28 protein-coding genes and 1 tRNA gene are annotated in these 25,789 nt (G+C 40.8%); 5 read left to right on the forward strand and 24 right to left on the reverse strand.

Annotation, left to right across the window (positions count from 1 at the left end; genetic code table 11):
- Positions 1 to 26: 26 nt before the first annotated feature.
- From H0Z23_RS00960 to selA, 22 genes are all read right to left on the reverse strand, one after another.
- Positions 27 to 302: an HU family DNA-binding protein gene (locus H0Z23_RS00960; RefSeq protein ID WP_296866893.1), complete on the reverse strand. Its 276-nt coding sequence runs from the start codon at positions 300 to 302 to the stop codon at positions 27 to 29.
- Between the two features lie 92 nt (positions 303 to 394).
- Positions 395 to 1,708: a ribosome biogenesis GTPase Der gene (gene der / locus H0Z23_RS00965; RefSeq protein WP_296866896.1), complete on the reverse strand. Its 1,314-nt coding sequence runs from the start codon at positions 1,706 to 1,708 to the stop codon at positions 395 to 397.
- Positions 1,709 to 1,727: 19 nt separating this feature from the next.
- Entirely contained in the window at positions 1,728 to 3,584 is a 1,857-nt protein-coding gene (locus tag H0Z23_RS00970) for a hypothetical protein (protein ID WP_296866898.1), read from the reverse strand.
- Positions 3,545 to 4,771 (reverse strand): bifunctional phosphopantothenoylcysteine decarboxylase/phosphopantothenate--cysteine ligase CoaBC, encoded by a 1,227-nt coding sequence (gene coaBC / locus H0Z23_RS00975; RefSeq protein ID WP_296866899.1) that lies wholly within the window; start codon positions 4,769 to 4,771, stop codon positions 3,545 to 3,547. The genes H0Z23_RS00970 and coaBC overlap by 40 nt, the downstream gene beginning before the upstream one ends.
- Before the next feature lie 48 nt (positions 4,772 to 4,819).
- Entirely contained in the window at positions 4,820 to 5,032 is a 213-nt protein-coding gene (locus tag H0Z23_RS00980; protein ID WP_296866902.1) for a DNA-directed RNA polymerase subunit omega, read from the reverse strand.
- 19 nt (positions 5,033 to 5,051) lie between these two features.
- A complete protein-coding gene (gene gmk / locus H0Z23_RS00985; protein ID WP_296866904.1) occupies positions 5,052 to 5,642 on the reverse strand; it encodes a guanylate kinase in 591 nt (196 codons plus the stop codon).
- Positions 5,632 to 5,892 carry a DUF370 domain-containing protein gene (locus tag H0Z23_RS00990; RefSeq protein ID WP_296866907.1) on the reverse strand — a complete coding sequence of 87 codons (261 nt, stop codon included), beginning with the start codon at positions 5,890 to 5,892 and terminating at the stop codon, positions 5,632 to 5,634. The genes gmk and H0Z23_RS00990 overlap by 11 nt, the downstream gene beginning before the upstream one ends.
- Positions 5,893 to 5,898: 6 nt before the next feature.
- A complete protein-coding gene (locus H0Z23_RS00995) occupies positions 5,899 to 6,789 on the reverse strand; it encodes a YicC/YloC family endoribonuclease (RefSeq protein WP_296866909.1) in 891 nt (296 codons plus the stop codon).
- A gap of 73 nt (positions 6,790 to 6,862) precedes the next feature.
- The gene (locus H0Z23_RS01000; protein WP_296866910.1) at positions 6,863 to 7,513 is read right to left on the reverse strand and encodes a 1-acyl-sn-glycerol-3-phosphate acyltransferase; all 651 of its coding nucleotides are present in this window, start codon (positions 7,511 to 7,513) and stop codon (positions 6,863 to 6,865) included.
- Positions 7,503 to 8,204, reverse strand: a complete 702-nt coding sequence (gene cmk / locus H0Z23_RS01005; RefSeq protein ID WP_296866912.1) for a (d)CMP kinase — start codon at positions 8,202 to 8,204, stop codon at positions 7,503 to 7,505. The genes H0Z23_RS01000 and cmk overlap by 11 nt, the downstream gene beginning before the upstream one ends.
- Before the next feature lie 18 nt (positions 8,205 to 8,222).
- A complete protein-coding gene (locus tag H0Z23_RS01010; RefSeq protein ID WP_296867073.1) occupies positions 8,223 to 8,990 on the reverse strand; it encodes a pseudouridine synthase in 768 nt (255 codons plus the stop codon).
- Positions 8,953 to 9,525: an SMC-Scp complex subunit ScpB gene (scpB, locus tag H0Z23_RS01015; RefSeq protein ID WP_296866914.1), complete on the reverse strand. Its 573-nt coding sequence runs from the start codon at positions 9,523 to 9,525 to the stop codon at positions 8,953 to 8,955. The genes H0Z23_RS01010 and scpB overlap by 38 nt, the downstream gene beginning before the upstream one ends.
- Positions 9,497 to 10,264 carry a segregation/condensation protein A gene (locus tag H0Z23_RS01020; RefSeq protein ID WP_296866916.1) on the reverse strand — a complete coding sequence of 256 codons (768 nt, stop codon included), beginning with the start codon at positions 10,262 to 10,264 and terminating at the stop codon, positions 9,497 to 9,499. The genes scpB and H0Z23_RS01020 overlap by 29 nt, the downstream gene beginning before the upstream one ends.
- A 45-nt stretch (positions 10,265 to 10,309) precedes the next feature.
- The gene (gene trpS / locus H0Z23_RS01025; protein WP_296866918.1) at positions 10,310 to 11,302 is read right to left on the reverse strand and encodes a tryptophan--tRNA ligase; all 993 of its coding nucleotides are present in this window, start codon (positions 11,300 to 11,302) and stop codon (positions 10,310 to 10,312) included.
- Between the two features lie 45 nt (positions 11,303 to 11,347).
- Positions 11,348 to 12,151, reverse strand: coding sequence for a Nif3-like dinuclear metal center hexameric protein (locus H0Z23_RS01030; protein ID WP_296866920.1), 804 nt, complete (start codon positions 12,149 to 12,151; stop codon positions 11,348 to 11,350).
- Positions 12,152 to 12,211: 60 nt separating this feature from the next.
- Positions 12,212 to 12,287, reverse strand: a tRNA-Ile gene (locus tag H0Z23_RS01035).
- Between the two features lie 12 nt (positions 12,288 to 12,299).
- Positions 12,300 to 12,482 (reverse strand): ferredoxin, encoded by a 183-nt coding sequence (locus H0Z23_RS01040; protein WP_296866922.1) that lies wholly within the window; start codon positions 12,480 to 12,482, stop codon positions 12,300 to 12,302.
- A 61-nt stretch (positions 12,483 to 12,543) separates the two neighbouring features.
- Complete coding sequence (locus tag H0Z23_RS01045) at positions 12,544 to 13,347, reverse strand: phosphoribosyltransferase family protein (RefSeq protein ID WP_296866924.1); 804 nt, start codon at positions 13,345 to 13,347, stop codon at positions 12,544 to 12,546.
- A 5-nt stretch (positions 13,348 to 13,352) separates the two neighbouring features.
- Entirely contained in the window at positions 13,353 to 14,213 is an 861-nt protein-coding gene (locus H0Z23_RS01050) for a hypothetical protein (protein ID WP_296866927.1), read from the reverse strand.
- Between the two features lie 61 nt (positions 14,214 to 14,274).
- Positions 14,275 to 14,526 (reverse strand): Veg family protein, encoded by a 252-nt coding sequence (locus H0Z23_RS01055; RefSeq protein WP_296866928.1) that lies wholly within the window; start codon positions 14,524 to 14,526, stop codon positions 14,275 to 14,277.
- A gap of 89 nt (positions 14,527 to 14,615) precedes the next feature.
- Positions 14,616 to 16,553 carry a selenocysteine-specific translation elongation factor gene (gene selB, locus H0Z23_RS01060; protein WP_296866930.1) on the reverse strand — a complete coding sequence of 646 codons (1,938 nt, stop codon included), beginning with the start codon at positions 16,551 to 16,553 and terminating at the stop codon, positions 14,616 to 14,618.
- Positions 16,540 to 17,940, reverse strand: a complete 1,401-nt coding sequence (gene selA / locus H0Z23_RS01065; protein WP_296866932.1) for an L-seryl-tRNA(Sec) selenium transferase — start codon at positions 17,938 to 17,940, stop codon at positions 16,540 to 16,542. The genes selB and selA overlap by 14 nt, the downstream gene beginning before the upstream one ends.
- Before the next feature lie 141 nt (positions 17,941 to 18,081).
- On the opposite strand from selA, the gene yedF reads away from it, so the two are divergent.
- Positions 18,082 to 18,690 carry a sulfurtransferase-like selenium metabolism protein YedF gene (gene yedF, locus H0Z23_RS01070; RefSeq protein ID WP_296866934.1) on the forward strand — a complete coding sequence of 203 codons (609 nt, stop codon included), beginning with the start codon at positions 18,082 to 18,084 and terminating at the stop codon, positions 18,688 to 18,690.
- A gap of 39 nt (positions 18,691 to 18,729) precedes the next feature.
- Here the strand turns inward: yedF and hemW are convergent, their stop codons facing one another.
- Together hemW and lepA are read right to left on the reverse strand one after the other, a co-directional pair.
- Positions 18,730 to 19,860, reverse strand: coding sequence for a radical SAM family heme chaperone HemW (gene hemW / locus H0Z23_RS01075; protein ID WP_296866935.1), 1,131 nt, complete (start codon positions 19,858 to 19,860; stop codon positions 18,730 to 18,732).
- Positions 19,857 to 21,674 (reverse strand): translation elongation factor 4, encoded by a 1,818-nt coding sequence (gene lepA, locus H0Z23_RS01080; protein WP_296866937.1) that lies wholly within the window; start codon positions 21,672 to 21,674, stop codon positions 19,857 to 19,859. The genes hemW and lepA overlap by 4 nt, the downstream gene beginning before the upstream one ends.
- A gap of 282 nt (positions 21,675 to 21,956) precedes the next feature.
- Between lepA and purC the strand changes: the two genes are divergently transcribed.
- The 4 genes from purC to purL are packed head-to-tail and all read left to right on the forward strand — an operon-like array spanning position 21,957 to position 25,785.
- Positions 21,957 to 22,676 carry a phosphoribosylaminoimidazolesuccinocarboxamide synthase gene (gene purC, locus H0Z23_RS01085; RefSeq protein WP_296866938.1) on the forward strand — a complete coding sequence of 240 codons (720 nt, stop codon included), beginning with the start codon at positions 21,957 to 21,959 and terminating at the stop codon, positions 22,674 to 22,676.
- Positions 22,676 to 22,930, forward strand: coding sequence for a phosphoribosylformylglycinamidine synthase subunit PurS (gene purS, locus H0Z23_RS01090; protein WP_296866939.1), 255 nt, complete (start codon positions 22,676 to 22,678; stop codon positions 22,928 to 22,930). Before purC ends, purS begins: the two co-directional genes overlap by 1 nt.
- The gene (gene purQ / locus H0Z23_RS01095) at positions 22,927 to 23,634 is read left to right on the forward strand and encodes a phosphoribosylformylglycinamidine synthase subunit PurQ (protein WP_296866940.1); all 708 of its coding nucleotides are present in this window, start codon (positions 22,927 to 22,929) and stop codon (positions 23,632 to 23,634) included. Before purS ends, purQ begins: the two co-directional genes overlap by 4 nt.
- Positions 23,635 to 25,785, forward strand: coding sequence for a phosphoribosylformylglycinamidine synthase subunit PurL (purL, locus tag H0Z23_RS01100; RefSeq protein WP_296866942.1), 2,151 nt, complete (start codon positions 23,635 to 23,637; stop codon positions 25,783 to 25,785).
- The last annotated feature ends 4 nt before the right edge of the window (positions 25,786 to 25,789 follow it).

The following is a 25,789-nucleotide window of genomic DNA, read 5'->3' on the forward strand; positions in this document are numbered from 1 at the left end:
CAATTACAAGCTAGTTATTATAAATGCTATTGAACCTTATCTTTCAGTGCTTTGCCAGGCCTAAAAGCAGGTACCTTCTTGCTCGGTATTTCTATAACCTTCGAAGGATCCTGAGGATTGCGTCCCGTCCTGGCAGCCCTAGTCCTAACCTCAAAAGTTCCAAATCCTACGAGTTGAACTTTGTCACCTTTGGCAAGAGCATCTCCTATTGTTTCAAAAATGGCGTTTACCGCTTCTGCAGCCTGTTTCTTGCTTATTCCAGCGCCTTTAGCCACCGCACTAACCAGTTCCATTTTTGTCACTCTTAGCCACTCCCCTCGAATTTTGTATAAAACCATTTAACTACCATTTATTATTAACACTACAGCCCAATAACGTCAAGTTATCAGCCATTTTATCCCTTCTTCCAAACAACTCTCAAAGGGCTCCCTTCAAAATCGTCCATTTTTCTTAAAATATTAATGATATGTCTAGCGAAGGATTGATTAACTATGCCGGGGTCGTTAACAAAAAAACAAAACTTTGGCGGCTTCACGCCCACTTGCTTGCATTTACGAATCTCAAGTTTCCTCCCCTTTGAATTGCTGGGCAGTCGCTCGAAAGCCAACAAATCATGAACCAAAGTAAACAACTTTTCTTCGCTTAGGACTCTTTCTCTGTTTTTCTTAACCTTTAATACTAATTCTGGCAACTTAGATATACCCCTACCGGTCCTTGCTGAGGTAAACAGAATAGGAGCGAAATTACAAAAAGCCATTTCTTCCCGGATTTTTCTTTTTACTATATCCCCTATTTTTTCATCCTTTGGTATTTTATCCCACTTGTTAACGACTAAAATGAGCCCCTTACCTCTTTCTATAACATGATTGGCTATTTTTTTGTCCTGGTCAGTACATATAGCCGAATCTTCCATTATCAACACAGCTACATCACATCTATCAACAGCTTGCAACGTGCGAACCATAGAATAAAATTCAATGCTACCATCCATTCGCGATTTCCGTCGTAACCCAGCAGTATCTATGACCCTAAAATTAATACCATTAATCTCAACTAAAGTATCCACAGAATCCCTGGTAGTACCAGGAATGTCACTAACTAGAGATCTTTTTTCCTTCGACAAATAGTTTAAAAGGCTTGATTTTCCAACGTTGGGTCTTCCTACTAATGCCAGATTGATTACACTATCATCCTCCTCTTCCCTCCCTTGTTGTACTTCAGTGGGAAGAAATTCCCACACTCTATCCATCAGTTCATCTATATTTCTCCCATGCTCAGCACTAACACCTATAACATTGTCAAATCCCAAGGTGTAAAGCTCATGTATTCTATCTTCATGAACCACATCGTCTACCTTATTGCCTACAACGATGATCGGTTTTTTCGTTTTTCGCATTTCCAAGGCTATTTCTTCATCCAAAGGAGTAACTCCTACCTTCGTGTCTATTACCAATAGCAACACATCACTCTCATCTATAGCGTATTTAACTTGCTCGTGAATAGAATTATCAAAATCTTTCCCAGTTTTCGACAAGCCACCTGTATCTACAATATAAAACGACCGTCCCTTCCACTCCACTTCAGTATAAATCCTGTCTCTAGTTACACCAGGTTGGTCATCAACTATTGCATGTCTACGTCCCACCATCCGGTTAAATAATGAAGATTTGCCCACATTGGGCCTCCCCACTATAGTTACTATAGCCACTTCCATCACCCGCTTTCCATTAATCCATCCATATTCTTATTTGAGGATATCCCTTTCTAGATCTGGAAACGTGAAAAAAAGGTCCCAGTACTTGCCTAAGTTTTTCCAAAGCAGATTCTTTATCTATCTTAATCCAAAACATCCTTGATTCAGGCTCTGGATCCATACACTCAAATCTTTGCCTCCTAACCACATCAAGTAGCTCCTTTTTAAGAGAAATCTTTCCACTTGCCTCCACCAGATATATCCAAGGAGGCAACTCCAGATCCATCCGTTCTTCTAACTCACTCTTCCAGAAAACATCCCAGCCCGCTTTTAAACCCTTTTGCCAACCAACACCTGGCCTTTTGCTTTGTAGAATTACCGTTCTTTCATCAACATTCCTTCCGCACCATAAAGAATCCCACACCATTTTTATTGCTCTAAAGCGAGCGTCATACACGGGTCTTGCTGTTTCTGTATCTGCATCTAGCCAACATATTAACGAGACAGTAATTTCATCGCAAATAGCCAAGACCTTTCTTGACCCCGCTACTATTCCTCCACTCTTCTTTAGATTAGATATAATTTTCTTTAATGAAGATTTTTCTTTCTCTACTCCTCCGTGCCACAAATGAATTTTCTCTGGAAACCCTATAAGAGATTTAGCAATTTCCACAGACGCCTCTACTCCTGGTCTCTCGCCCATCATCATTGGTGCTCCACACCTAGGGCAATAAATGGGTTTCTCTTCCTTTTCTTTACAAAAGGGGCATACTAGGGCTGATTTTGACTCTTCCCATCTTAAAGGTGTGTTACACCTTTTACATAAAGGTTTATAGTCACATTCGCTACATAAAATGGCATTAGCATATCCCAATCTATCAAGAATCCATAAGGTTACACCCATTCCATTAACTACTTCTTGTGTTTTTCGCAATATAACATCACTAATGGCCAATGGAGATGTAACTCCTTGTATAGTGAACATTCTGGCTCTTTTTTTATCCACCATAATAAGTCTATCGGAGGGATTTTGTGAACAAACAGGCTTTGCGAATTTATATACTCTGGAAGATGGGAAAGTGCCACCTAAAATCAGCTCAGCTCCTGATGTTTGTGATCTTATGCCTGCAAAAGTTCTAATATGAACATAAGGGTACCTTGCACTCATATAAACTGGGTTGCTTTCGTCATCAACTATTATCCTTTTAATATCCGGAAAAGGTAAGAATACGGCGGGCCCTGTACCTACGGCAAATTTAATCTTACCTTGCCTTATTTGTTCCCATTTCTCCCATTTTTTCTTACTGGTGCTTGTAAGCCATAAAATTCCTTTTTCTTTAAGTTCCTCCGGAAGGCCCTCCCAAAAAAGCTCTGCTTTCCGCCTTTCTGGGAAAATCACAATAGAATGTAAGTTCTCGCACTGCAGTTTTTCATAATACAGTCGTTTCCTTTTCTCCTCTGGAAGTTCATAACAAAAATTCACATTTCCACTTCTTGGTCTTGCCTTTTCGAAACAGGTTTCCTTAACGCCTTCTCCTTTTAAATACTGGGGAGGAAAAGCAACCTTCAATAACTCTCCTGGACCACAACAAAAAAACTTCCCTGCCCGGATTATAGAATCTAAAAGTTCTTCTGGGACAGAAGGACTTTTATCAATGGTGTTATATATTTCTTTGATCTCAATTTTTTCTAAGCATAGATTCGAATCGTTCTTTCCTAAAACGATACCTATTCGTTGGCCGTTCCCCACAGGGATTGATACTCTCTGACCTTTTTTTAGCCCAGGTAATCCTTTATATGTAAGGGGATGCCACCATGGAGAAGGTAAAATAACATCATAAAGAACTTCCATTACTTTACACTGAGGAATTTGTCCCGTATTACGTCCCATATCTTCTCTGCCACAATATCTTTGGAACCTGAAATTTCCGATAAAACGCCCTCTTTTGATAATAAAGTAACCGTATTGCTGTCAGAGCGGAATCCAGCGTTCGGCGCAGTAACATCATTAATAACAATCATGTCCAAGTTCTTGTTTTGTAGCTTTTTCTTGGCATTCTCAACAGGTTCATTGGTTTCAGCTGCAAATCCTATAATCAACTGCCCTGATTTTTTCCTCTTTCCTAGTTCAGCAGCTATATCTTTATTTGATATTAACTCAATAGTAAGCTTGTCTTTACCTTCTCTCTTCATTTTTTGATGCTGCTTTTCTTTTACTCTATAATCCCCAACCGCAGCAGCCTTTACAATTATGTCAACATTCTTAGCATTATTCATTACTACTTCATACATCTCTTCTGCAGATATGATAGGAACAACATTGACCCCATAGGGGTAAGGCTCCGATACGGGTCCAGATACCACAGTTACATCCGCTCCTCTATACCAAGCCTCTTTGGCAATAGCAAATCCCATTTTGCCTGAACTCGGATTTCCTATATATCGTACGGGATCAATGTATTCATAAGTCGGCCCTGCAGTTACCAATACTTTTTTACCCAACAAGTCCTTTACAGGGCATACTGCTCGCAATATTTCGTCCACCACGATATTTAACGAAGGTAATCTTCCCTTCCCTTCATATCCACATGCCAATTTGCCTTTTTCGGGTTCTACTACAATATAGCCTAGATCTCTGCACAACTGAACGTTCCTCTGAGTAGCCTTATTTTCCCACATGTTCGAGTTCATCGAGGGAAAAATTACTACAGGACACTTGGAAGCAAGCACTGTAGCAGAAACAAGGGTTGACCCATCACCATGAGCGAGCTTATGCAGCGTTGAAGCAGAACATGGTGCAATGACAATTACATCTGCAATATCGGAAAGGGATATGTGAGGGATTTTCCAGCCTCTTTCGTCAGAAAGAAAATCCTTTTCCAAGAATACCTTGTTCCCAGAAATTACAGAAAACGTTAGAGGCGCCACAAATCTTTCTGCGCCCTCTGTCATCATAACATTTACTTTCCATTCTCTCTTTACAAACTCTCTAATTATATCCGCTGTCTTATAGGCTGCAATGGCTCCTGTAATTCCCAAGACTAAGGTCTTTTTCCCTTTCCAAGTAGATGTATTCATTAAACACCCTCCGCTTCCAGTCAAACGCTCCAACCTAGTTCATTTTTGCTATTCTTTTTCTTCCTTTTTAGAAACTGAGATTTTATAATCCAGCTTTCCCTCAAGAAATTCATCCAAAGCCAATAAAACAGGGTTTGCCCATCCCGCTTCAAAAAGCCTTGCACCCTTATCCTCGCTTATTCGTCTTGCCCTTTTAGCTACAATCATGGCTGCTAAGTATTTATTTATTTCTTTGCCTTCGCTGTCTTTTTGAAAAAGCATAATCTGTATTTCCCCCCAATCAACATCTATTATTTTCTGGCTTTTTTGTTTTTACATCTTTAAAAATTTGCTCCAATTCTTTTACAGCACTTTCTAAGTCGTCGTTAACGACTATAAAATCATATCTCTTTGATTCTAAAATTTCCCTCTTCGCGTTTCTTATTCTCTCTTCCAGCTCCCTATCACTTTCAGTTCCCCTTCGGTCTAAGCGTCTAACAAGCTCTTCCTCACTTGGAGGCATTATAAAAACAAGGATCGCTTCTGGCATTTTATTTTTTACCTGAAGGGCTCCCTGAACATCTATTTCAAGTACCACATCATGCCCTTCATCCAGCAGTTTACGCACATCTGATTCTAAAGTTCCATAATAGTTACCATGAACCTTAGCCCACTCTAAAAATTTATTTTCTTCCACATAACTCATGAAAGTTTCCAAGTTTATGAATTTGTAATCTACTCCGTCTTGTTCACCCGCTCGCGGTTGTCTTGTAGTACAAGAAACGGAATATGTCAATCCCTCAATACGTTTAAAAAGCTCTTTCCGAAGGGTTCCCTTTCCTACTCCGCTAGGACCTGAAATAACGAAAAGAATTCCTTTTTCATTCGGCATCGTCTTTCCCTTCTCCTTCAAAACGCATGGTTATAGTCTCAGGTTGAAGAGCCGACAACACAACATGGTTGCTATCAGTTATTATGATTGCTCTCGTCTTCCGGCCCTCAGTAGCATCTATTAATCTTCCCTGGGATCTAGCCTCATCCTTCAGCCTTCTTATGGGAGCCGAATTAGGATGAATTATTGAAACAATCCTCTCAGCAACTACCATATTTCCAAAGCCGATATGTAATAATTTATTCTTCAAAACCCATCACTCCACATTTTGTATTTGCTCTCGCATGCTCTCAATGGAAGCCTTGGCTTCAACTATTTCCCACCTTATATTTGAATCGCACACCTTAGATCCAATCGTATTAATTTCCCTATTTATTTCCTGCAATAGAAAATCTATTTTTTTGCCTGAGACATAACTCTCTCCACGTAATAATTCTTTAAACTTTTTCATGTGGCTGTCTAACCGGGCTAATTCTTCTGAAATATCCCATTTATCGCTAATGATAACTATCTCCTGAATTATTCTAGACTCTTCAAGTTCCACTCCTTGTTGAGACAGAATGGTTTCTATCCTATCTTTGAAATTAGCAATGGCATTATCCCTTACGGCATTCCACGTTGCTGCAATGCTAGTCAGTCTTTCTTCTAGCTTCCCTAAATGATTTAATATATCTTCTAAAAGATGGGTCCCTTCCGTTTCCCTCATCTCATTCCAGTTTACTAAAGCCAGCTCTACTTGCTCTACCAACGCCAGGGCTACTTCATCAAGTATTGTTTCTTTGTTCTCTATTGGTTGTTCCAAAACACCAGGAAGCGTCAAAAGATGCTCCAATTTTATTTCATGCCCTAAAGATAGATCTTCCGCTATTTGAACAAGATTTCTCACGTATTCTTCCAATACTATTCTATTAACCTTTGGGACCTTGTATTGTTCAGACCAACGAACATCTAACCTTACCAGTATTTTCCCTCTACTAGATTTAGATTTAATTATTGAGTTAAGTTGAGGTTCTAATCTAGCCAACTCTTTAGGTAAACGAATGGAAATTTCGCTATATCTATGATTCACGCTTGAAATCTCAACTACAACCGTGCCCCATTCATAATCTTTCTCGGATCTTCCAAAACCTGTCATACTTCGAAACAAGAATATCTCCCCTTCCAGCTAAAAGCCACACACTCACGTTTCCCCTAATATTTGCTATTTACATACATTACACTCAGTAGTTTTCTACTTCTTCTCTCAGCGCTGAAAGCCTTTTTGCAACTTCTTCTGTAATCAGCCTTCTTAATTCCTTAGAAGAAGATGATTTTCCCTTGAAATCTTTGGGGTCCAAGGCTTCCCCAAAATCAACTATAATTTTATAAGGCTTGAAAACCTTTGCATACTTAGGTAAAGCTTTAAAGGTTCCCTCGACCCATACCGGAACAATCGCTGCTCCAGTTTTGGCCGACAGCATAGCTACACCTTCTTCCAAAGGTTGCAGCTTCCCATCTGAGGATCTGCTCCCTTCTGGAAAAACTAACACACTCTCCCCAGCCTCAAGAATAGATATTAATTGTTTTAATGCAGAAGCTGCCCCCTGAACGTCTTCTCTTTTGGCTGGGATAGCACCTAGCCATTTAATCAAAGTCCCCAATAAGGGAATTTTAAACAAACTAGATTTTGCTAGATATCTAAGCCTTCTGGGATAAGCACATCCTATAATTATTGGATCCAAGTTACTACAATGATTAGCAGCTATTATAACTGGCCCATCATTCTTAAGAGCCCGCTTTAACCCCATCACAGCCATCCTGTTATAAAAGGTAAAAATTATTCTACATAAAATCCATGCTGACCAATATAAAAACTTATCGCTAAGACTCATTTGTTCTTTCCTCTGTGCGTAATAATTTTTCTGCTAGCCCTACCACTTTCTCCGCTATTTGATCTGCCGAAAAGCCAGTGCTATCTATCACAAATGCTCCATCAGGCACCCTGAGAGGGCAATTTTCCCTCTTAGTATCTTCTTCGTCCCTTTTTTTAAGCTGAGCTTCCACTTCCGCCAATGAAAGATCCCTTCCATTGGCCCTCAAATCTTTCCAGCGCCTTTTGGCCCTTTCTTTAAGCTCCGCCACAAGGTATATTTTCAAAACCGCATTCGGGAAAACTACCGTTCCCATGTCTCTACCATCAGCAACAATGTTGCCTAATGTGCCAATTTTCCTTTGAATTTCCAGGAGTTTCCTTCTCACTGCGCCCAACTTTGCATATGCTGAAACTGTTGTTTCAATCTCAACTGTCCTTATTTCTGCTGAGACATCTCGGTCACCCAAGTATATTCTTTCATTATCAAAGAAGATTTCTACGTTTGATAATGCTTCTCTCATCTCTTCTGATTCAACAGGGGGAATTTTTCTTCCAATCAAGTATAGGGCTATTGCACGGTACAAGGCCCCTGTATCCAAATATTCATATCCTAAAATATTGGCAACTTTCTTTGCTACCGTACTTTTACCTGCTCCAGCAGGCCCATCAATAGTTATAATCGTAAATGCTCCATTTTTTTCATTACACATATTTCCCTTTCTATCCTCCTATACGTATCCCCCTGATTTTATAAGCAGTAAGAGGCTTCTTAATGAAACTTCTTTAAATGCTCCACATGGAAGGTCCTTTAGAACCATTTCCCCTATGGATCTCCTAACCAATCTTACCACCCTAAGATCAGCATGTTGGGCTATAACTCTAATTTCTCTTTTTCTGCCTTCTCCTAAAACGATTTTAACCCACTGCCCATTAGGAGGTCTTCTCATTATAGCAACTTCTTTAGGATACACATGAACACCATCCACAACAGTACCTTTTTTTAATCTCGTAAGTTCCGAATTACTCAGCGGCTTATTCATTAAAACTTCGTATGTTTTAGTTATTCCGCTACTGGGATGAGTTATATTGAAAGCAAAATCTCCGTCATTTGTTAAAATAATTAACCCCTCGGACATCTTATCGAGCCTTCCAACAGGGAAAAGCCCTAGTCCTTTATATTTCTCAGGCAACAAAGAAAAAATTGTAGTGTTATGTTTATCTTTTACAGCACACACGCATCCTTTTGGCTTATGGAAAACCAGATAGACAAGTTTTAACGGTTTTATTCCCCTACCATCAACTTCAACGTGATCATCTATTCCCACTCTAATATAGAAAGATCCGGCCAACTTCCCGTTAACCTTCACACGGCCAGACTTTATAAGGTCTTCCACACTTCTCCTAGAACCTAATCCGCAAAGGGCAAGATAACGATTCAGACGCAACTTTTCCATTTCTTCATTCATGCCTCTCGATCTCAGCAGCCTTACTTTCATTATCCTCACTGGAATACATCTCCTGAATTTCCTCAAGGGTTGGTAGATCAGATATAGCGTTTAGGCCAAATATTTCTAAAAATTTATCAGTAGTCCTATACAAAAGAGGAGTGCCGGTGCCCTTCTTCCTCCCCGCTACTCTTATCAATCCATTTGTAAGTAGTGTTTCTAAAACTTTGTCACATCTTACCCCTCTTATCTCCTCTATCTCTGATCTCGTAACAGGCTGACTGAAGGCTACCACAGCCAAAGTTTCCAAAGCTGCTTTACTTAACTTTGGGCGATTAGCAACTTCCTTATCAAAAAGGGTTTCTACTACTTCAGATAAATCTGGTGCCGTTACTATCTGCCATCCTCCTGACAAGCGGCGAATCCTCAAACCATGAAATTTTTCATAATGATCCGAAAGCTCTAAAAGGGATTCTCTGATCACTTTAAGAGATACACCTATAACTTCAGACAACCTTTCCTCTGAAAGAGGCTCTTGAGACACAAACAACAAGGCCTCAATTGATTGAGCCACCAGCGAAAGCACTAGGCTCCCTCCATACTATCAAAGTATCAAAGTATCTATTTTGCGCAATTTTTATTAATCCCAACCTACACATCTCTAATAAAGCCAATAACGTAATTATTATTTCCGTTCTGTCTTTAGCCCCAGTTAGCAATTCGCCAAGCTCAGATTTGTGTTTAATCTCGAGAACCTCCTTCAATTGCTCTATCTTTCTTTCTACCTGAACCTCCTCCGGCACCGTTTCAAAAACCGTATTCCCAGATTTATCAGCGTTCCGAACTTTCAGGTATTGCATTTCTTTTTTCTTTAGATAAAGCTTGAGCCACAGCAGAGAAAGGTTATAAAGGTCCCCTACTACATATACAGCAGAACCATCCTCCAAAGGCCTTTCTACGAGCCTACTATAACATTTATCAGCAGCATCCTTAAGGTCCTTCAAGTAATAAGCCGCAAATCTATACGGCTTATATTGTCTCAAAACATCTTCCAATTCAAAATTTTCTATGCTTTCTTGGCATTCTACACACTGGTCTTGGCTTGATTTATCAGGGAATAAGGCCTTTATTTTCATAAGAAGTATCTTGGAAACAAGTGCAAAAATCTCTGCAACCTTCCCCAAAGGCACATCTTTAGTTTCCATAAGGTATCTAGAATAAATATCAACCAAATCGCTCACTCTAATAGAAGAAACCTGTATTTCTTTGTTTTCAACAAGGTTACAAAGAAGATCAAGGGGACCTGCAAAGTCCCCTATTTCCACTTGTAAAATATCCCTATTGAACAAATCAATCCACCTCTGCCATTTTTAGCGATCAACAAAGCCTATTGCTTCTACAACTTCGCTCATCGTCTTAGCTGCCACTTCTCTTGCTAATTTAGCTCCTTCTCGTAATATATCCGTTACCTCGTCGCCGTGCTTTTCGTAATAGGTCCGTCGTTTTTGGATTGGCTCAAGCAAACTCATGACGTGACCGTACAAGGATCTTTTGCACTCTATACACCCTATACCAGCAGTTCTGCAACCTTCAGCCAAGTTTTCCCTCTCCGTATCGTCTTTATTAAAAACTTTATGCAGATCCCATACTGGACATTTCTCAGGATCACCGGGATCTTTACGTCTTTCTCTCGCCGGATCAGTCATCATAGTCCTGAGCTTCTCCCATATGACTTCAGGAGTGTCAGCTATATCTATGGAATTACCATAGGATTTGCTCATTTTCCGCCCATCCGTTCCAGGCACTTTAGGAGTCTCCGTGAATAAACCTTCCGGCTCAGGGAAAATATCTCCGTAAAAATTGTTAAATCTTCTTGCTATTTCTCTCGTAAGTTCCAAATGAGCAGTCTGATCCTCTCCCACAGGTACCGCTTCACCCTTATACAATAAAATGTCTGATGCCATTAACACTGGATAGCCCAAGAAAGCATATGTGCTTAGATCTTTGTTTTTAATGTTAAGGATCTGGTCTTTATAAGTAGGATTTCTTTCTAACCACCCCAAAGGAGTAACCATTGAGAGGGCCAAATGTAATTCTGTGTGATATGGAACATGGGATTGAATGAATATTGTAGCCTTATTCGGGTCCAATCCTGCAGCAAGCCAATCAAGAAAGACTTCCTTGCAATTAGACTTTATTTTAGAGCTATCCGCGTAATCTGACATCAATGCATGCCAATCAACTATACAGTAAAAACATTCATTATCATCTTGTAATCTCACCCAATTGGTTAAAGCTCCCGCCAGATGACCTAGGTGCAACCTGCCTGTAGGTCGCATGCCGCTAAATATTCTTTTCCCCATGGTTTTCACCTCTTATTATTGAGATTGAGCGTTATTATTAGTATATTAGCGCTTATATATTATTTTCTCCTCTTTAAAAGCCCCTGTAACTAGCACAACATCTACACCAACATAGGCTTTTATTTTTTCCGCAAGTGCCTGCATAGTCAAGTCTTCCATTTGGGCATGGCTCAATTCTATTAAGGATAACCCTGCATCTAAAGCTTCCTGTATCTGGTGATGTTTTAATTCAGCCGTGACAAAAGCACTGGCTCCAGCCCTTAAAGCTTCCTGCCACAAGTCGCCCCCCGCACCTTCGCACACTGCTACAGTGCTTATATTAGGGCAATCACCATAATATTTTACCCAAGAAAAGCTGCCTCTTGCTTTTATTTCTTCTGCCAACGCCTCTGTATTTACTGGAAACTTTAATTTGCCTATAACTCCATCCCAGGATGGAGAAGGCAAATTGGGCCTCGGCAAAGAAATAGGTTCTAGCTCTACTAACCCAAGTTGCGAAGCTAGAAATTTATTCCCCCCATTGGGGGAAGTGTCCCAATTGGTATGGGCAGCTATAACATTAATGCCAAACTGTATTGCTTTCTCTATAAGCTTACCTGTGTAAGAAGAAAAATCTATCTTTTTGATCGGGTGGAAAACAGGGGGGTGGTGGGTTACAATACAATTGCATCCTTCTTGCACCGCTTTTTCCACACTTTTTATGCCAAGATCCAAGGACACCGCTATTTTTCTTACTTCCCGATCTCTAGATCCAATAATTAGACCACAATTATCCCATTCATAAGCATAACAAAAAGGCGAAAAGGAATCGATAGCTTTCAATATCTTCTCTATCGTTACTGTACTCATTCTCCGTCTCCTCCTAATAACTAAAGCCACCCTGTGGGTGGCTTTAGTAGTTCTCTATAGTGGTGGGCCCACCTGGACTCGAACCAGGAACCTTCCGGTTATGAGCCGGTGGCTCTGCCAATTGAGCTATGGGCCCTCCTCAGCTATGTTATTCAGTAACCTCTATGCAACTAACCGGACAACTATCAGCCGCTTCCTGCGCGCACTCCGCACCTTCCGGCCTTATAACTCTGGCTTTTCCTGCATCTTCGTTTAGCTCGAAGACTTCGGGGCATATCTGAGCGCAAACCCCGCACCCTATACACTCTTCCTGGTTTAGGTTAACTTTCACGGAGTTGGTCACCTCCTCCCGAGGGGCAATTCTAACGCACGTTAGGCTTTTAGTCAAACCCCTACAGAGATTTTTCTACAGAAATTTTTACGGTTCCGTCTTTTTCCTTATTCATCCTCAAAAGAGCTCTATAATCATCAACAGCTTTTTCCATCGGTTCCGCTGAAACCATAAAAACTCCAACTCCCACAGGAGTAGCTCCAAACTCCTTTGCCACAGCCATCATCCCAGAAACTGTACTACCACCCCGCATGAAATCATCTATTATCAGCACACGACTACCCCTGGGCAGGTTACGGGTTCCCATAAACATAGTTCTTATTTCTCCTCTAGCTGCCTGATAGTGCACGGAAACTGCTGGACCATCACTGGCTCTATTTCTGAATCGGCAAACAGCTAATGGAAGACCAAGATGAAAAGCTGTAAAAATGGCAAGAGGAATGCCTTTTACTTCAGAAGTCATCACTATATCCGCACCAGCTACGGAAAAATCGGAAGCCAAAATATATCCTAACCGAGAGGCATATTGAGGATTAAAAAGAATATCACTATAGTAAACCAAAGATCCAGGAAGCAGCCTGTTTTGATCTTCCAAAAGAACTGCTATTTCCTCTAGCCACATTTTTCTTATGTCTTCCCGCAAGAAAGGCTTCAGAAAAGCTCCGCCACCTCTGCCTTTACTGACATTTATCCTGCCTATGCCTTCCTTTGCTAGAGAACTATCTATAATGCAAATGTCATCGCTTATCACGGTCTTTGAGACCCCAAATTGTTTGGCCATCTCTGTCAACGATACAGATTCGCTCGGAGAAAATAGGAAACCTCTTACCATCCCTATCAATCTCTCTATTCGTTCTGTTTTCATTCGCCTCACTCCATTACTATTATCGATTGAATTTCTTCAACATTATTTAATGCTTCTGCAGATAAATATGCCGCAGAAGGCTCTTCAAATAAAGCAAAACAACTGCTTCCACTCCCGCTTATTCCCCAAGCATTTGCTCCAGTTTTCTTAAAATGCTCGAAGAAAAATTGATAAGATGGGTATTTATTAATCAAAACATAGCTGAAGTCATTTGGCAAAAAACCTACCTTCTCCCCAGAATTCAAAGCTTTTACCAAATCTAACGCCTCCTGACATGCCTTATCCTCCTCGTTCTTCCCAGGTATACCTAGTTTGTCCACAAGCTCAAAAGCTTTTTTTGTGAAGGACATCCACTTAGGGATAAGTATCAATTTGCTAAAATGACTTTGAAGCTTGACATCCCCTACAATTACCCTTTCTCCTATGCCACCGACAATAGCACAATTATATCTACTTGAAAGGAAAGGCACATCTGCTCCAATGGATGCTTTATCTTCGACCTTAACTTTTCTACCGGATATACCCTCAATCCAAGATATAAGAGCTGCAGCATTTCCGCTTCCTGCTCCTAGCCCACCCCCTGGAGGGGCTGTCTTCCAAAGTACTATATCCAATTTAGGTATATTCCACCCCTTACTCCTAAATTCCTGCAAGACTTTTATGAGAATATTTTCTCCTTCAATTCTCCTTGCCCCTAAAACCTTTATTTGATCACAATCGCCACTATCCAGTTTTTGTCTAATAGTCAACTTCTCCCAACATGGCAACTTGAGAAAACAACTACATAAATCATGATAACCATTTGGCTGTTTACCTAAAATCCTAAGGGTCAAATTCAACTTAGCAGGACTGAAGATAGTAACCACACGAGCACCTCCAAAAGAAAACCCCGGCTAGAAGCCGGGGCAGACTGGAAAGCACAAACATTTAAAACTGCATCAACTGTTCTTTCTCTGGTAATATTTCTAATTCCACTTCTTTAGTAAGCAGTTCAGCGTAACTGAAAGATACAGTACTATGCTGTGATTCTACATACAAAGTAAAAACATGAGGATATGTTTCAGTTATTACTCCCAACTTCTCCTCTGTTTTCCGTCTTCCCTTTAGAGCTTTGTAGCGCACCTTGTGCCCTTTGTACAACTTAACCCTATTCCTTATAGCCGAAAGACTGGGGCTCATATTAGTCACTCCACATAACAGCAATTTGTAACATTTTATCATATTATTCGTTAAATTGCAACCATTTGGAGCATTTTTGAATTAACTTATCATAAAGATCTTTTCTTTAATATTCTTTTATCTTGAACCCTCCTTGTTACCCCCAAAGAGTCCAAAAGTTCCAGCAAGGGTAGTATATATTTTCTACTGCTACCAGTAGAATTTCTCACCGATGCTACCGTAATTTCCCCATCCAAACTCCCTAAAAGACCTATTACTTCTTGTAATGTGTTTATATCGATTACGTATCCACCTGAAGCGATAAATATATTTTTGTTATCTTTCAGCATTTTTAAAGCTCTGTCAATTTGATTGTCATTGAAGGATTTCTTAATTTCGTCTATGGTCGCCATATTTACGCCACGCTTTTTGCAAAATTCTAATATTTTAGTTCCCAATTCGTTTATCTCGCCTTCTTTTATAGGTGTAAAATCAACCAGACTTACTTTCCCAGACGCCTCTTTTAAAACTCCTTCTTTTATGAGCCTATCCGTAATCCTTCTTGCAGCCTTCAATGAAATTACTGGAATTACCCTTTGAAAAAGCCGCTCATACGACAAGCCACTGCTTTCCGGTTCTTGCTCATGATAAGCTCCTAGTTCTTCTATTACTTTGCTTTTTAAATTTTCATAAACGTGGATGTCTATAACTTCCACATCCTGGGCATCCAAAAACACCAACTTCCTTTGCTTTTCCAGCTTCTTTATTAAATCTTTAAGATAGTCGTATTTTTGCTGCAACTTTATTGATAAATTTCTTATAGTCTCCCATCTGTCTTTTTTCAAATGAAGTAAAAGCAACTCGGAAGGGGATTTACAGGAGTCCATTTCCCATAGGAACTGTTTATACTCAAATCTCCCCTTTTTACCTCTTGGTTTTTCTCCATAAGGGAACAAAACTCTACCTCCACCTATAGTTCGAAGGGGACTATAAAAACGTATGATGAAAGGTTGACCCGATGTTGCTACAACGTCTTCTTCTGTTAACAACTGTGCATAACATCTTTCGCCAGGCATAAGGTCGGTTCTATCCAAAAAAGAAACCCTCGCAATCACATCGGATGTCCCCGTATGTAATCTAACTCTCTGCCAATGCTTCAATGGGTACTTGTTTGAAGGCAAAAGGTCTAAACTTACGTCCAGACAGCGGGTCGGTTTGAATAATTTCCCCTCACACAATACATCCCCGCGACTCAAATCATCAACAGGCACACCAGAGAGGCCAATGGCCACCCTTTGTCCTGCCATGGCCACAGCAACTGATCTTTCATGAACCTGTATAGACTTTACATAAACTTCCCTACCCAGAGGCAGCACTTCCAATTCTGTCTCTTTATTTACTTTACCTCTGTAAGCAGTACCAGTTACAACGGTTCCAACACCTCTTATCTGAAAAGCCCTATCTATAGGCAAGAAAAATGCTCCTTCTGGATTTTTTTGCTCTACTCTATCAACCAACTCTTGAATTTCCTTTAATAAAACATCAAGGCCTTTTCCTGCAACAGCAGAAACACATAAGATGGTTTTACCATCCAAAAAAGTTCCCTTTATTTCTTCTTTTATCTCTTCCAATGCCAATTCTAGAAGATCTTCATCCACTAGATCTGCTTTAGTTACAACAACTATACCTTCTTTAATACCTAGAAGTTGCAATATCTCCAGGTGCTCTTTAGTTTGAGCCTTAACTCCCTCATCTGCTGCCACCACAAAAATGACAGCGTCAATTCCGGCTGCTCCAGCAACCATTTGCCTTATAAATTTTTCATGGCCAGGAACATCTACTACGCTTACTGTCCTTCCATCAGGTAAAACAAGAGGGGCAAAACCAAGCTCTATGGTTATACCTCGCTTTTTCTCCTCAGTTAACCTATCGCAATCCACACCTGTAAGAGCTTTTATAAGGGTGGTTTTACCATGATCAATGTGCCCTGCTGTACCAAGAATGATAGGATACTCCGAAATTTCTTTTTTTCCATCAGGACAAATCATGGGCTACCTCCTTCAAACAACTGACTAAAGTCACTTCTTCTCCATCCAAAATTGTACGAACATGGAAAAAAATAAAACCTTCTAATGCTGTAGCTATAATGGGCGGCTTGCAGTTGCGCAGCCGTTCAAGAAGATCGCTATCTTTTATTTTGCCACACCTAACCCTAAGAGCATAACCTGACAATTTTTCTGCTGGGTAAGCTCCACCACCTACAACGTCTTCTATTTCCACTACTTGCGGTTCATAAAACTCGCCTGTCGCCCTTCGTAACATCCGCTTCAATTTAAAAGCCTTTTTCTTCAAGGTTTCAGCATCCATTGTCAACATCGAGATTGTAGGGATCTTATAAGATCTTCCCTCTATATACATTCTCAAAGTGGCTTCCAAGGCAGCTAAGGTCATCTTATCTATTCTTAGAGCCCTGTGGAGAGGGTGTTTTTTAATTTTATCTATTAGTGGCCTCCTCCCCACAATACAACCTGCCTGTGGACCTCCCAATAATTTATCACCCGAAAAGGTTACAACATCCACTTGGGACCGAACGCAGTCCGCCACAGTTGGTTCACCCTTTAACCCGGAAATACTGAGATCCAGCAAGACGCCACTGCCCAAATCTTCCATAAAGACAAGGTTCTTTTCTTTCGCAAGCTCAGCAAGCTCCTCTCTAGAGGGGGTACTTTGAAAACCCACTATTCTAAAATTAGAAGGATGGACTTTAAGAAGCATCTTCGTCCTTTCCGTTATGGCTTCTCTATAATCTCTGGTTTTAGTTTTATTCGTAGTGCCCACTTCAATCATCTCTACGCCGGACTGAGCCATAATCTCAGGAATTCTAAATGAACCCCCAATTTCCACCAGCTCTCCTCTTGATATGATAGCTTGCCCGCCTTGGGCTAAAGCTGAAAGACAAAGTAAAACTGCTCCGGCATTATTGTTTACAACCACTGCCCCATCTGCTCCAGTCAACTGGCATAACAACCATTCTACATGCTCCAGTCTTTGTCCTCTTTCTCCTTTTTCCAGGTTATATTCAAGATTACTATAACCACGAGCAATTTCAGAAACAGCTTGTATCGCTTCTTCCGCAAGGCAAGATCTACCCAAATTTGTGTGTACTACAACTCCTGTAGCGTTTATTGCTTTCCTTAAACTTGGATTTTTATACCTATCGAGCCGTTTTATTACCTCTTTCTCAAGTTCCGAAATATCCAAACATTTTTTCATTCCTTTTAAGATATCACTGCGGTATTCACCTACAACATCGGCAAAAACAGACTTCACAGAACTCCTACCCAACTTCTCTTCATACTGGTTAACCCATGGCCTTGCAAGCAACTTGTCCATTGGAGGTATTTCTCTAAGCAGTTTGGCTATCTCTGGTTTCATGCCTTCATCCTCCTAACAAAATCTCGGGCTCTATTTCTTCCATTTTCTCTACTTCGTAGTCTTAGAACCTATAAACCTATAATATAATAACTTACCTAAATATCTGTTTTATTATAAACTTTCTACAAAGGAGGTAATCAAATGCATATAATAGATGCGCGAAATAAACCCTGTCCTAAACCGGTTATGATGGCCCAAAAAGCGATAAAACTTGGCTATGACTCAATTCAAGTAATTCTCAACAGTGAAGTTTCAGCAACAAACGTAAAGCGGTTCATGGAAAAGCAAGGTTACAAGTTTTCAGAGGAAAAGGCAGAAAACGGGGATATAGTGTTGACATGCACCAAACCTGATTCAACAAAACAAAAAGTTACCCCAGAAGGAGTCCCCACCAGAGATTCTTCCATTACTAAAGATATGGCCCTCTTAATAACCACATCCCATCTCGGTAAAAACGACGACGAACTAGGTGAAGTTTTAATGAAGGGATTTTTAAGTACCATTGCAGACATGGAGCAAACACCAAAAGTAGTAGCCCTGATGAACGAAGGAGTTCTGTTGGCCCTTCCGGAATCCAGCACTTCAGAGAGCCTATCACAACTTGAAGAAAAAGGTTGTCATATCCTTGTCTGCGGTACATGCACAAATCATTTCGGGGTTACAGAAAAAATCAAACTTGGCACTATTTCAAACATGTTTGAAATAACGGAGCATATCCTAGAAACACATAAAACCATCACTATATCGTAGATCCATAGCTTTTCGTTTTCTTACCAAGTAACCGATAAGTTACAGAATGAGTTCTTGCCAAATGGCATTTCCCACTCTCATACCTTGCCGCGTAAGCGTCAGTTTACGCGGCATTCTCTTTATTAGATGCTTTGGGATATTTTCAAGTCTAGAAAAGACCTCTTTGGCGTTTTTCTCCCCAAACATCTCTTCTAGCTCCATCACATCGATGCCCCATCTGGTTCTCAATCCCAGCATGGTCACCTCCAAAGCAGCAGAAAGATCTGATAATCTTTCTGACCACTGTTTTACACTTCGTCCTTCTTTAAGTCTTGACACATACATCTTAAGGGAGGACACATTTTTATATCTGCGTCCACTGACAAATCCCCAAGCTCCGGGACCTATACCAATGCAATTTCTCCTATACCAATAGCCTAAATTATGTTTACATTCCAAACCGCTTCGCGCAAAGCTTGCTATTTCATATTGCTCAAAACCTTTTTTCTCCAGGTAATACTGAGCCCACCTATAAAAAGGATAACCCTGAGGGATATTCTTCGGCGGCACATCACCCCAGGGCGTACCTTCTTCCAGAGTGAGTTCGTAACAGGATATATGATGCACCCCACTTTTTACCGCAGTTTGCAAGTTCTTATGCCACTTCCTGAGGGTTTGTCCTGGCAAACCAAACAGAAGATCGCAGCTAACATAAAAGTCCCTCTCAAGAGCAAGCTCTATAGCCCTTGTCGCATCAACCTCGCTATGGGGGCGAGCCAGTATAGTAAGATCTCCTTTATCGAAACTTTGACAACCTATACTAATCCTGGTTATCCTCCACCCCTTCCAAAAATTTAACAGCTCCTTGTTTATAGATCCAGGATTAGCCTCAACTGTAGCCTCCTCCAAAAGAGCTAAATTGAAATTTTGATCCAAAATATCTTTAAGCCTTTCCCATTCATGAACAGACAATATGGAAGGGGTTCCTCCACCAATGTAAAGAGTTCTTATAGGGTATTGGCAGAGTCTGCTTTTAGACCATTTTAAAGCTTCTACTTCAAGAGCATCAAGGTACTCCCTAACAACGTCGCGATTTTTTATCGGGACGCTATAAAAAGCGCAATAAGGACATTTCCTTACACAAAAGGGAACATGCAAATACAAAGAGACTCCTTCAGAGAAAAGCCTCAATTTTGTTTCTCTTCCTCCGTCTTCAAGAACGCAAGGAAGGCTTCTTGCGGAACAGATATCTTCCCAATTTGCTTCATCTTCTTTTTACCTTCCTTCTGTTTCTCTAAAAGTTTTCTCTTTCTCGTAACATCTCCTCCATAACATTTAGCCAATACATCCTTACGGAGAGGCTTTATGTTCATCCTAACTATAACTCTTTTGCCTATTGCTGCCTGTATGGGCACCTCAAAAAGCTGCCTTGGAATGATTTCCTTCAGTTTTCTAACCGCCGCGTGCCCTCTATGATAAGCTTCATCTTTATGGCAAATAAAGGAAAATGCATCAACAACATCCCCACCTATAAGGATGTCCACTTTAACAAGATCTGAAGCTTTGTAACCTACGTGTTCGTAATCTATGGAGGCAAAACCTCTAGTCAGAGACTTTATCTTGTCGTGAAAGTCTATGATAAACTCCGCTAAAGGCAGCTCATATACAAGCCTAACTCTTTCAGGTGTTATATAATCCATACTCACGTAGTTACCCCTCTTATCTTGACATAACTGCATAACTTTCCCCACAAACTCGTTAGGAACAAATATAGTTACTTTGATGTAAGGCTCCCTTATCTCTTCTATGTCTCCCATTTCTGGGAAATCTGAAGGTTTATGAGTGACCACAAGGGTACCATCTTTTTTTAGAACCTGATAAACCACGTTGGGCAACGTCGCAACTAAATCTATACCAAACTCTCTGCTTAGCCGTTCCTTTGCTATATCCATATGGAGAAGCCCCAAAAAGCCACATCTGAACCCAAAACCCAAAGCCACAGAGGTTTCAGGCTCGAAAACAATAGCAGAATCATTCAACTGTAACTTCTCTAAAGCATCTCTTAGATTAGGGTAATCATCTCTTTCCATGGGATAAAAACCACAATATACTACCGACTTAACGTTCTGATATCCAGGAAGAGGTTTTTCCGCAGGCCTTTCAGTAGTAGTAACTGTGTCTCCCACCCTCGCCTCAGATACAGATTTTATATTAGCTATTAGGTATCCAACAGCACCGGGACCAAGTTGATCTACCGGCGACATATCTGGACGAAATATTCCAAGTTCCTCGACTTGGTAATTCCTCCCTGTGGCCATGAAAGTTATGTTCTGCCCCTTTCTTATAACCCCATCAACAACTCGGATAGAACATATTACTCCTCTGTAGTTATTGTAGATAGAATCAAATATAAGAGCTCTAAGAGGTGCTTCCGGATCCCCTTTGGGGCTGGGTATTTTTTCCAGAATAGCACTTAGTACTTCTTTTATTCCTTTACCTTCTTTGGCACTAACCATACATGCATCACTTGCGTCAATGCCTACAATATCTTCTATTTCCTTCTTTACTTCTTCGGGCCTTGCTGATGGTAAATCTATTTTGTTGATCACAGGGATAATTTCAAGCCCTTGCTCTACCGCCATATATGCATTCGCTACAGTCTGAGCTTCAACCCCTTGAGCTGCATCTACTACCAATAAAGCTCCTTCACACGCAGCAAGAGAACGAGACACTTCATAAGTAAAATCCACGTGTCCTGGAGTATCAATTAGATTTAATATGTATTCTTGACTTTCATCAGCCTTGTACTTCATCTGCACCGGAACTAACTTTATAGTTATTCCTCTTTCTCTTTCCAACTCCAGAGTATCCAAGACTTGTTCACGCATATTTCTAGCATCTATAGTCATGGTAGTTTCTAAAAGCCTATCGGCAAGAGTAGATTTACCATGATCCACATGGGCAATTATGCAAAAGTTCCGAATTTTCTCCATTTTCCACTCCATACGCACACCTCTCAATTTCTTTCGCTTAAAAAAGACAAAACGACAACAACAGACATATATTATATACTTCCCCAACACCACAAACAACAAATCTCATCTTTTAAAACTCTTGAGTCCACAAAATTCTACCCAAATACAACTTTCCGCCCAAATAACAACCCATCAAGTTTGCATTTATAATAATTTGATATAAATATTTATAGTTAATGTACGTGGTTGACAATAATACCAATAAGTTGAATAATGTTAGGTAGAGTTTTAGATATGAGGGGGGCTTATCTAATGACACAAAGGGAACCTATTTACGAAGGCAAGGCTAAAAAACTTTTTGAGACGGAAGACCCAGATATCCTTTTGCTGGAATATAAAGACACATTAACGGCCTTTAACGCCCTAAAAAAAGCAACAATGGAGGGAAAGGGTACCTTAAATAACAAAATAAGTTCTTTCATCTTGCAATATCTTTCTTCCAAGGGCGTTCCTAACCATTTTGTAAAAGTAATTGATGATTCAAGTCAACTGGTCAAAAAAGTTGAAATAATCCCTCTTGAGGTTGTGGTGAGAAATATAACCACTGGTTCAATTTGTAAACGCCTAGGAGTTCCTGAAGGCATTAATCTTATTCCTCCTTTGGTGGAATTTTATCTCAAAAACGACGACCTTGGTGACCCAATAGTCACAAAGGAGCAAGCTATAGCCTTCGGCTGGGCCGCAAAAGAAGAAATAGAAAAAATAAAGGACTTGGCTTTGAGGGTCAACACGTTGTTACAAGAACTATTTACGCCTCTAGGAATAACGTTAGTAGACTTCAAGCTTGAATTTGGTAAAACTAAAGATGGAGAAATTATACTGGCTGATGAAATATCACCAGATACATGTAGGTTTTGGGATAGTTCAAGCGGAGATCGCCTTGATAAAGATCGCTTTAGAAAAGACCTAGGCAACGTTCTTGAGGCATATCAAGAAATATGGAAACGGCTTTCTTGTAAGGGGGAGAGATAATGTTATACCATATAAAAGTGCTAGTGTTCTTAAAAGACGGGGTTTTGGACACTCAAGGAAAAGCAGTCCTTGGCTCCTTACACAGAATGAACTACACAGATTTAAAAGACATACGAATAGGCAAATACCTCCAGCTTTGGGTAGAGGCTTCTGACGAAGATACGGCCAGAAATAGAGTCAAGGCAATGTGTTCCGATCTTCTAGTAAACAACTTAATCGAAGACTATACAATAGAGGTAGATGAGTTATCATGAAAGCCTGTGTAGTGGTATTCCCCGGAAGCAACTGCGATAGAGATGTTATTCACTCTTTATCTACGAGAGTAAAAGCTAACGTCTCGGCCTTGTGGTATGAAGAACATAAATTGCCTCAAGATACAGACCTTGTCGTTCTACCAGGAGGATTTTCATACGGAGATTATCTTCGTTGTGGGGCCATGGCTGCTACAGCGCCTATCCTTAACGCAATAAAAGGTTACGCGGAGGGCGGAGGGCTTGTGTTAGGCATATGCAACGGATTCCAAATCCTCACAGAAGCAAGGCTATTGCCAGGAGCCCTGCTTGCCAATAAGAACCTAAAATTTATATGCCGTCAGTGCGCCGTCCGAGCGGAGAGAACAGACACTCCCTTTACATCAAATTTGCAAACTGGGCAGGTATTAAAAATGCCAATAGCCCACCACGAGGGACTGTACTTCCTTCCGCCAAACGATTTAAAACAGATACTTGCCAACAAACAGGTGGTGTTCCGCTATTGCAACAACGATGGCACGATTGATGATAAAAGCAACCCCAATGGATCAGTAGATAATATTGCGGGAGTGATAAACAAAGGTGGAAATGTTCTAGGGTTAATGCCCCATCCGGAGCGCGCCTCTGAAAAAATTTTAGGCTCGGAAGATGGCGGCCTTATATGGGACTCAATAGCCTCATGGCTGAAAAAAGGGGGGCGCTGTTAAATGAATTACAAAGCGGTAGGCTTAAGGGAGGAAGAATACCAAGCAATAAAAGAACTATTGGGAAGAGAACCCAATGAATCAGAGCTTAGAATACTTGGTGTCATGTGGTCAGAACACTGCAGCTATAAATCCACTCGCCCACTCCTAAAGATGTTCAATTCGGAAGGCAAATATGTCATTCAAGGTCCAGGAGAAAATGCAGGGATAGTAGACATAGGTGACGGCTGGGCTGCGGCCTTTAAGGTAGAAAGCCACAATCACCCCTCCGCTGTAGAGCCATATCAAGGTGCTGCCACGGGAGTAGGTGGAATCATAAGAGACATATTGGCAGTAGGCGCTTGGCCTACTGCTTGCCTCGACGGTCTATTTTTTGGAAAAACTCCTAGAAATAGCACCTTATCTCTCATGGACGGAATTGTCTCAGGTATAGGAGGTTACGGCAATGCCGTGGGAGTTCCGACAGTTGGAGGGAAGACCTTCTTCGACGATAGCTACGAAGGGAACCCCCTGGTTAATGCCATGTGTGTGGGAATAGTATCCCAAGAGAAAATTATCACATCTAAAACTGCCAAAGCCGGCCAACTAGCTGTTCTTATAGGCTCTCGTACAGGTCGTGATGGAATTGCAGGGGCAGCATTCGCCTCTGCGGAACTAGCAGAAGACACCAAATCCAGCAAACCTCAGGTTCAAATTGGAGACCCCTTTGTAGAAAAGCTGCTAATAGAGTGTTGCCATGAGCTTTTAAGAGAAAAGCTCATAGCTTCTATGCAGGACATGGGAGCCGCAGGAATAACATCATCAGCCAGCGAAATAGCTGCAAAAAGCGGAACTGGCATATATATATACGCAGATAAAGTACCGACAAGGGACGAAAACATGACTCCATGGGAAATAGCTCTGTCAGAATCCCAAGAAAGAATGTTAGTCATCATTGAGCCCGAAAATTATGAAAGAGTCGAAAAATGTGCTCAGAAGTGGCTATTAGAGTGTGCGCCCATAGGTGAAGTAACCGACGATGGAAGATTCAAAATAATAAATAACGGCAAGACAGTAGTAGATCTACCTGCTGAAATGGTAGGTGGCGGTTGTCCTGAGATACATTGGCCTTCCCAAAAACCCGCATACCTGGAAAGCATCGAAACTGAAAGGGCTTATACATTACCCCAAGATGCTTTTAGGGATATTTGCTTGTCAATAATATCTGACCCAAACGTAAAAGATAAATCCTGGATATATGAACAATACGATCACACGGTGCAAATAAATACAGTAGTAGGCCCAGGAAACCCTGTAAGCGTTATAAGGGTAAAAGAAAATAATAAATTTTTAGCTTTGACCATGGACTGTGCTCCTTGGAGCTGCTGGCTAGACCCTTACAATGGAGGCGCCGAAAGCTTTCTTAAAGCCGCACGGCCGCTCTGGGCTTGTGGGGCGGAAATTTTAGGAATGACCGATTGCCTTAACTATCCTTCTCCTGAATCACCAGAAAACTACTGGATACTTACAGAGACAGTAAGAGGATTGGCACAAACAGCTAAAGATATGGATTGTCCCGTTGTCTCTGGTAACGTAAGCTTATATAACGAGTCGCCAGGAAAGAAAATACTACCTTCTCCATTGGTAGGTTTAGTTGGACTCCTTGAAACCATGGAAGAGTTCTTGCCATCAGGGGAATTAGAAGAAGGTGATGTGCTATTTCTAGTAGGTCCTAAAAAGGGCTTTTTGGCAGGAAGTCTTTTCCAGCGCCTTCTAGACAAATCAATACAAGGCAAACCAGCCCAATATACTCCTACAGCTGAAATATCTTTTAAAGAAAGAGCCCTTCGCACCGCTAAAGATAAGTGTTGTTCTTCTGTAAGAGTTATAGGAAGCGGCGGCTTGGTCACAGCCATTGCCAAGGAATGTGTCTTTGCACAAAAAGGCGCATCTATAAATCTAAAGTCCGAACATCTGGTACCTGAGGTCCTGTTCGGCGAAGGAGGACCAAGGGCAATATATTCTGTTAAACCAGATAAAATAGCTATTTTCGAACATATATGGCAAGATTTCGGCCTGCTGAAGATAGGAACAGTCCAGAAGGAAAAGACGTTGGAATTTTTGGGTCTCTCTAGCTTTTCATTACTGGAAATAACTAGCTGCTGGAGAAGGTGATACA

Origin of the sequence: Thermovirga sp., from assembly GCF_017656375.1 — a bacterium.
Taxonomy (GTDB): Bacteria; Synergistota; Synergistia; order Synergistales; family Thermovirgaceae; genus Thermovirga.

What these genes read in the sequence shown, in the direction of transcription:
- H0Z23_RS00970 (WP_296866898.1), bottom strand. Translation starts at nt 3,584, where the DNA reads ATGGGACGTAATACGGGACAAATTCCTCAGTGTAAAGTAATGGAAGTT.
- coaBC (WP_296866899.1), bottom strand. Translation starts at nt 4,771, where the DNA reads ATGAATACATCTACTTGGAAAGGGAAAAAGACCTTAGTCTTGGGAATT.
- H0Z23_RS00980 (WP_296866902.1), bottom strand. Translation starts at nt 5,032, where the DNA reads ATGCTTTTTCAAAAAGACAGCGAAGGCAAAGAAATAAATAAATACTTA.
- gmk (WP_296866904.1), bottom strand. Translation starts at nt 5,642, where the DNA reads ATGCCGAATGAAAAAGGAATTCTTTTCGTTATTTCAGGTCCTAGCGGA.
- H0Z23_RS01000 (WP_296866910.1), bottom strand. Translation starts at nt 7,513, where the DNA reads ATGAGTCTTAGCGATAAGTTTTTATATTGGTCAGCATGGATTTTATGT.
- cmk (WP_296866912.1), bottom strand. Translation starts at nt 8,204, where the DNA reads ATGTGTAATGAAAAAAATGGAGCATTTACGATTATAACTATTGATGGG.
- H0Z23_RS01010 (WP_296867073.1), bottom strand. Translation starts at nt 8,990, where the DNA reads ATGAAAGTAAGGCTGCTGAGATCGAGAGGCATGAATGAAGAAATGGAA.
- trpS (WP_296866918.1), bottom strand. Translation starts at nt 11,302, where the DNA reads ATGGGGAAAAGAATATTTAGCGGCATGCGACCTACAGGCAGGTTGCAC.
- H0Z23_RS01030 (WP_296866920.1), bottom strand. Translation starts at nt 12,151, where the DNA reads ATGAGTACAGTAACGATAGAGAAGATATTGAAAGCTATCGATTCCTTT.
- H0Z23_RS01045 (WP_296866924.1), bottom strand. Translation starts at nt 13,347, where the DNA reads ATGAAAACAGAACGAATAGAGAGATTGATAGGGATGGTAAGAGGTTTC.
- H0Z23_RS01055 (WP_296866928.1), bottom strand. Translation starts at nt 14,526, where the DNA reads ATGAGCCCCAGTCTTTCGGCTATAAGGAATAGGGTTAAGTTGTACAAA.
- selB (WP_296866930.1), bottom strand. Translation starts at nt 16,553, where the DNA reads ATGATTTGTCCTGATGGAAAAAAAGAAATTTCGGAGTATCCTATCATT.
- selA (WP_296866932.1), bottom strand. Translation starts at nt 17,940, where the DNA reads ATGAAACCAGAGATAGCCAAACTGCTTAGAGAAATACCTCCAATGGAC.
- yedF (WP_296866934.1), top strand. Translation starts at nt 18,082, where the DNA reads ATGCATATAATAGATGCGCGAAATAAACCCTGTCCTAAACCGGTTATG.
- lepA (WP_296866937.1), bottom strand. Translation starts at nt 21,674, where the DNA reads ATGGAGTGGAAAATGGAGAAAATTCGGAACTTTTGCATAATTGCCCAT.
- purC (WP_296866938.1), top strand. Translation starts at nt 21,957, where the DNA reads ATGACACAAAGGGAACCTATTTACGAAGGCAAGGCTAAAAAACTTTTT.
- purS (WP_296866939.1), top strand. Translation starts at nt 22,676, where the DNA reads ATGTTATACCATATAAAAGTGCTAGTGTTCTTAAAAGACGGGGTTTTG.
- purQ (WP_296866940.1), top strand. Translation starts at nt 22,927, where the DNA reads ATGAAAGCCTGTGTAGTGGTATTCCCCGGAAGCAACTGCGATAGAGAT.
- purL (WP_296866942.1), top strand. Translation starts at nt 23,635, where the DNA reads ATGAATTACAAAGCGGTAGGCTTAAGGGAGGAAGAATACCAAGCAATA.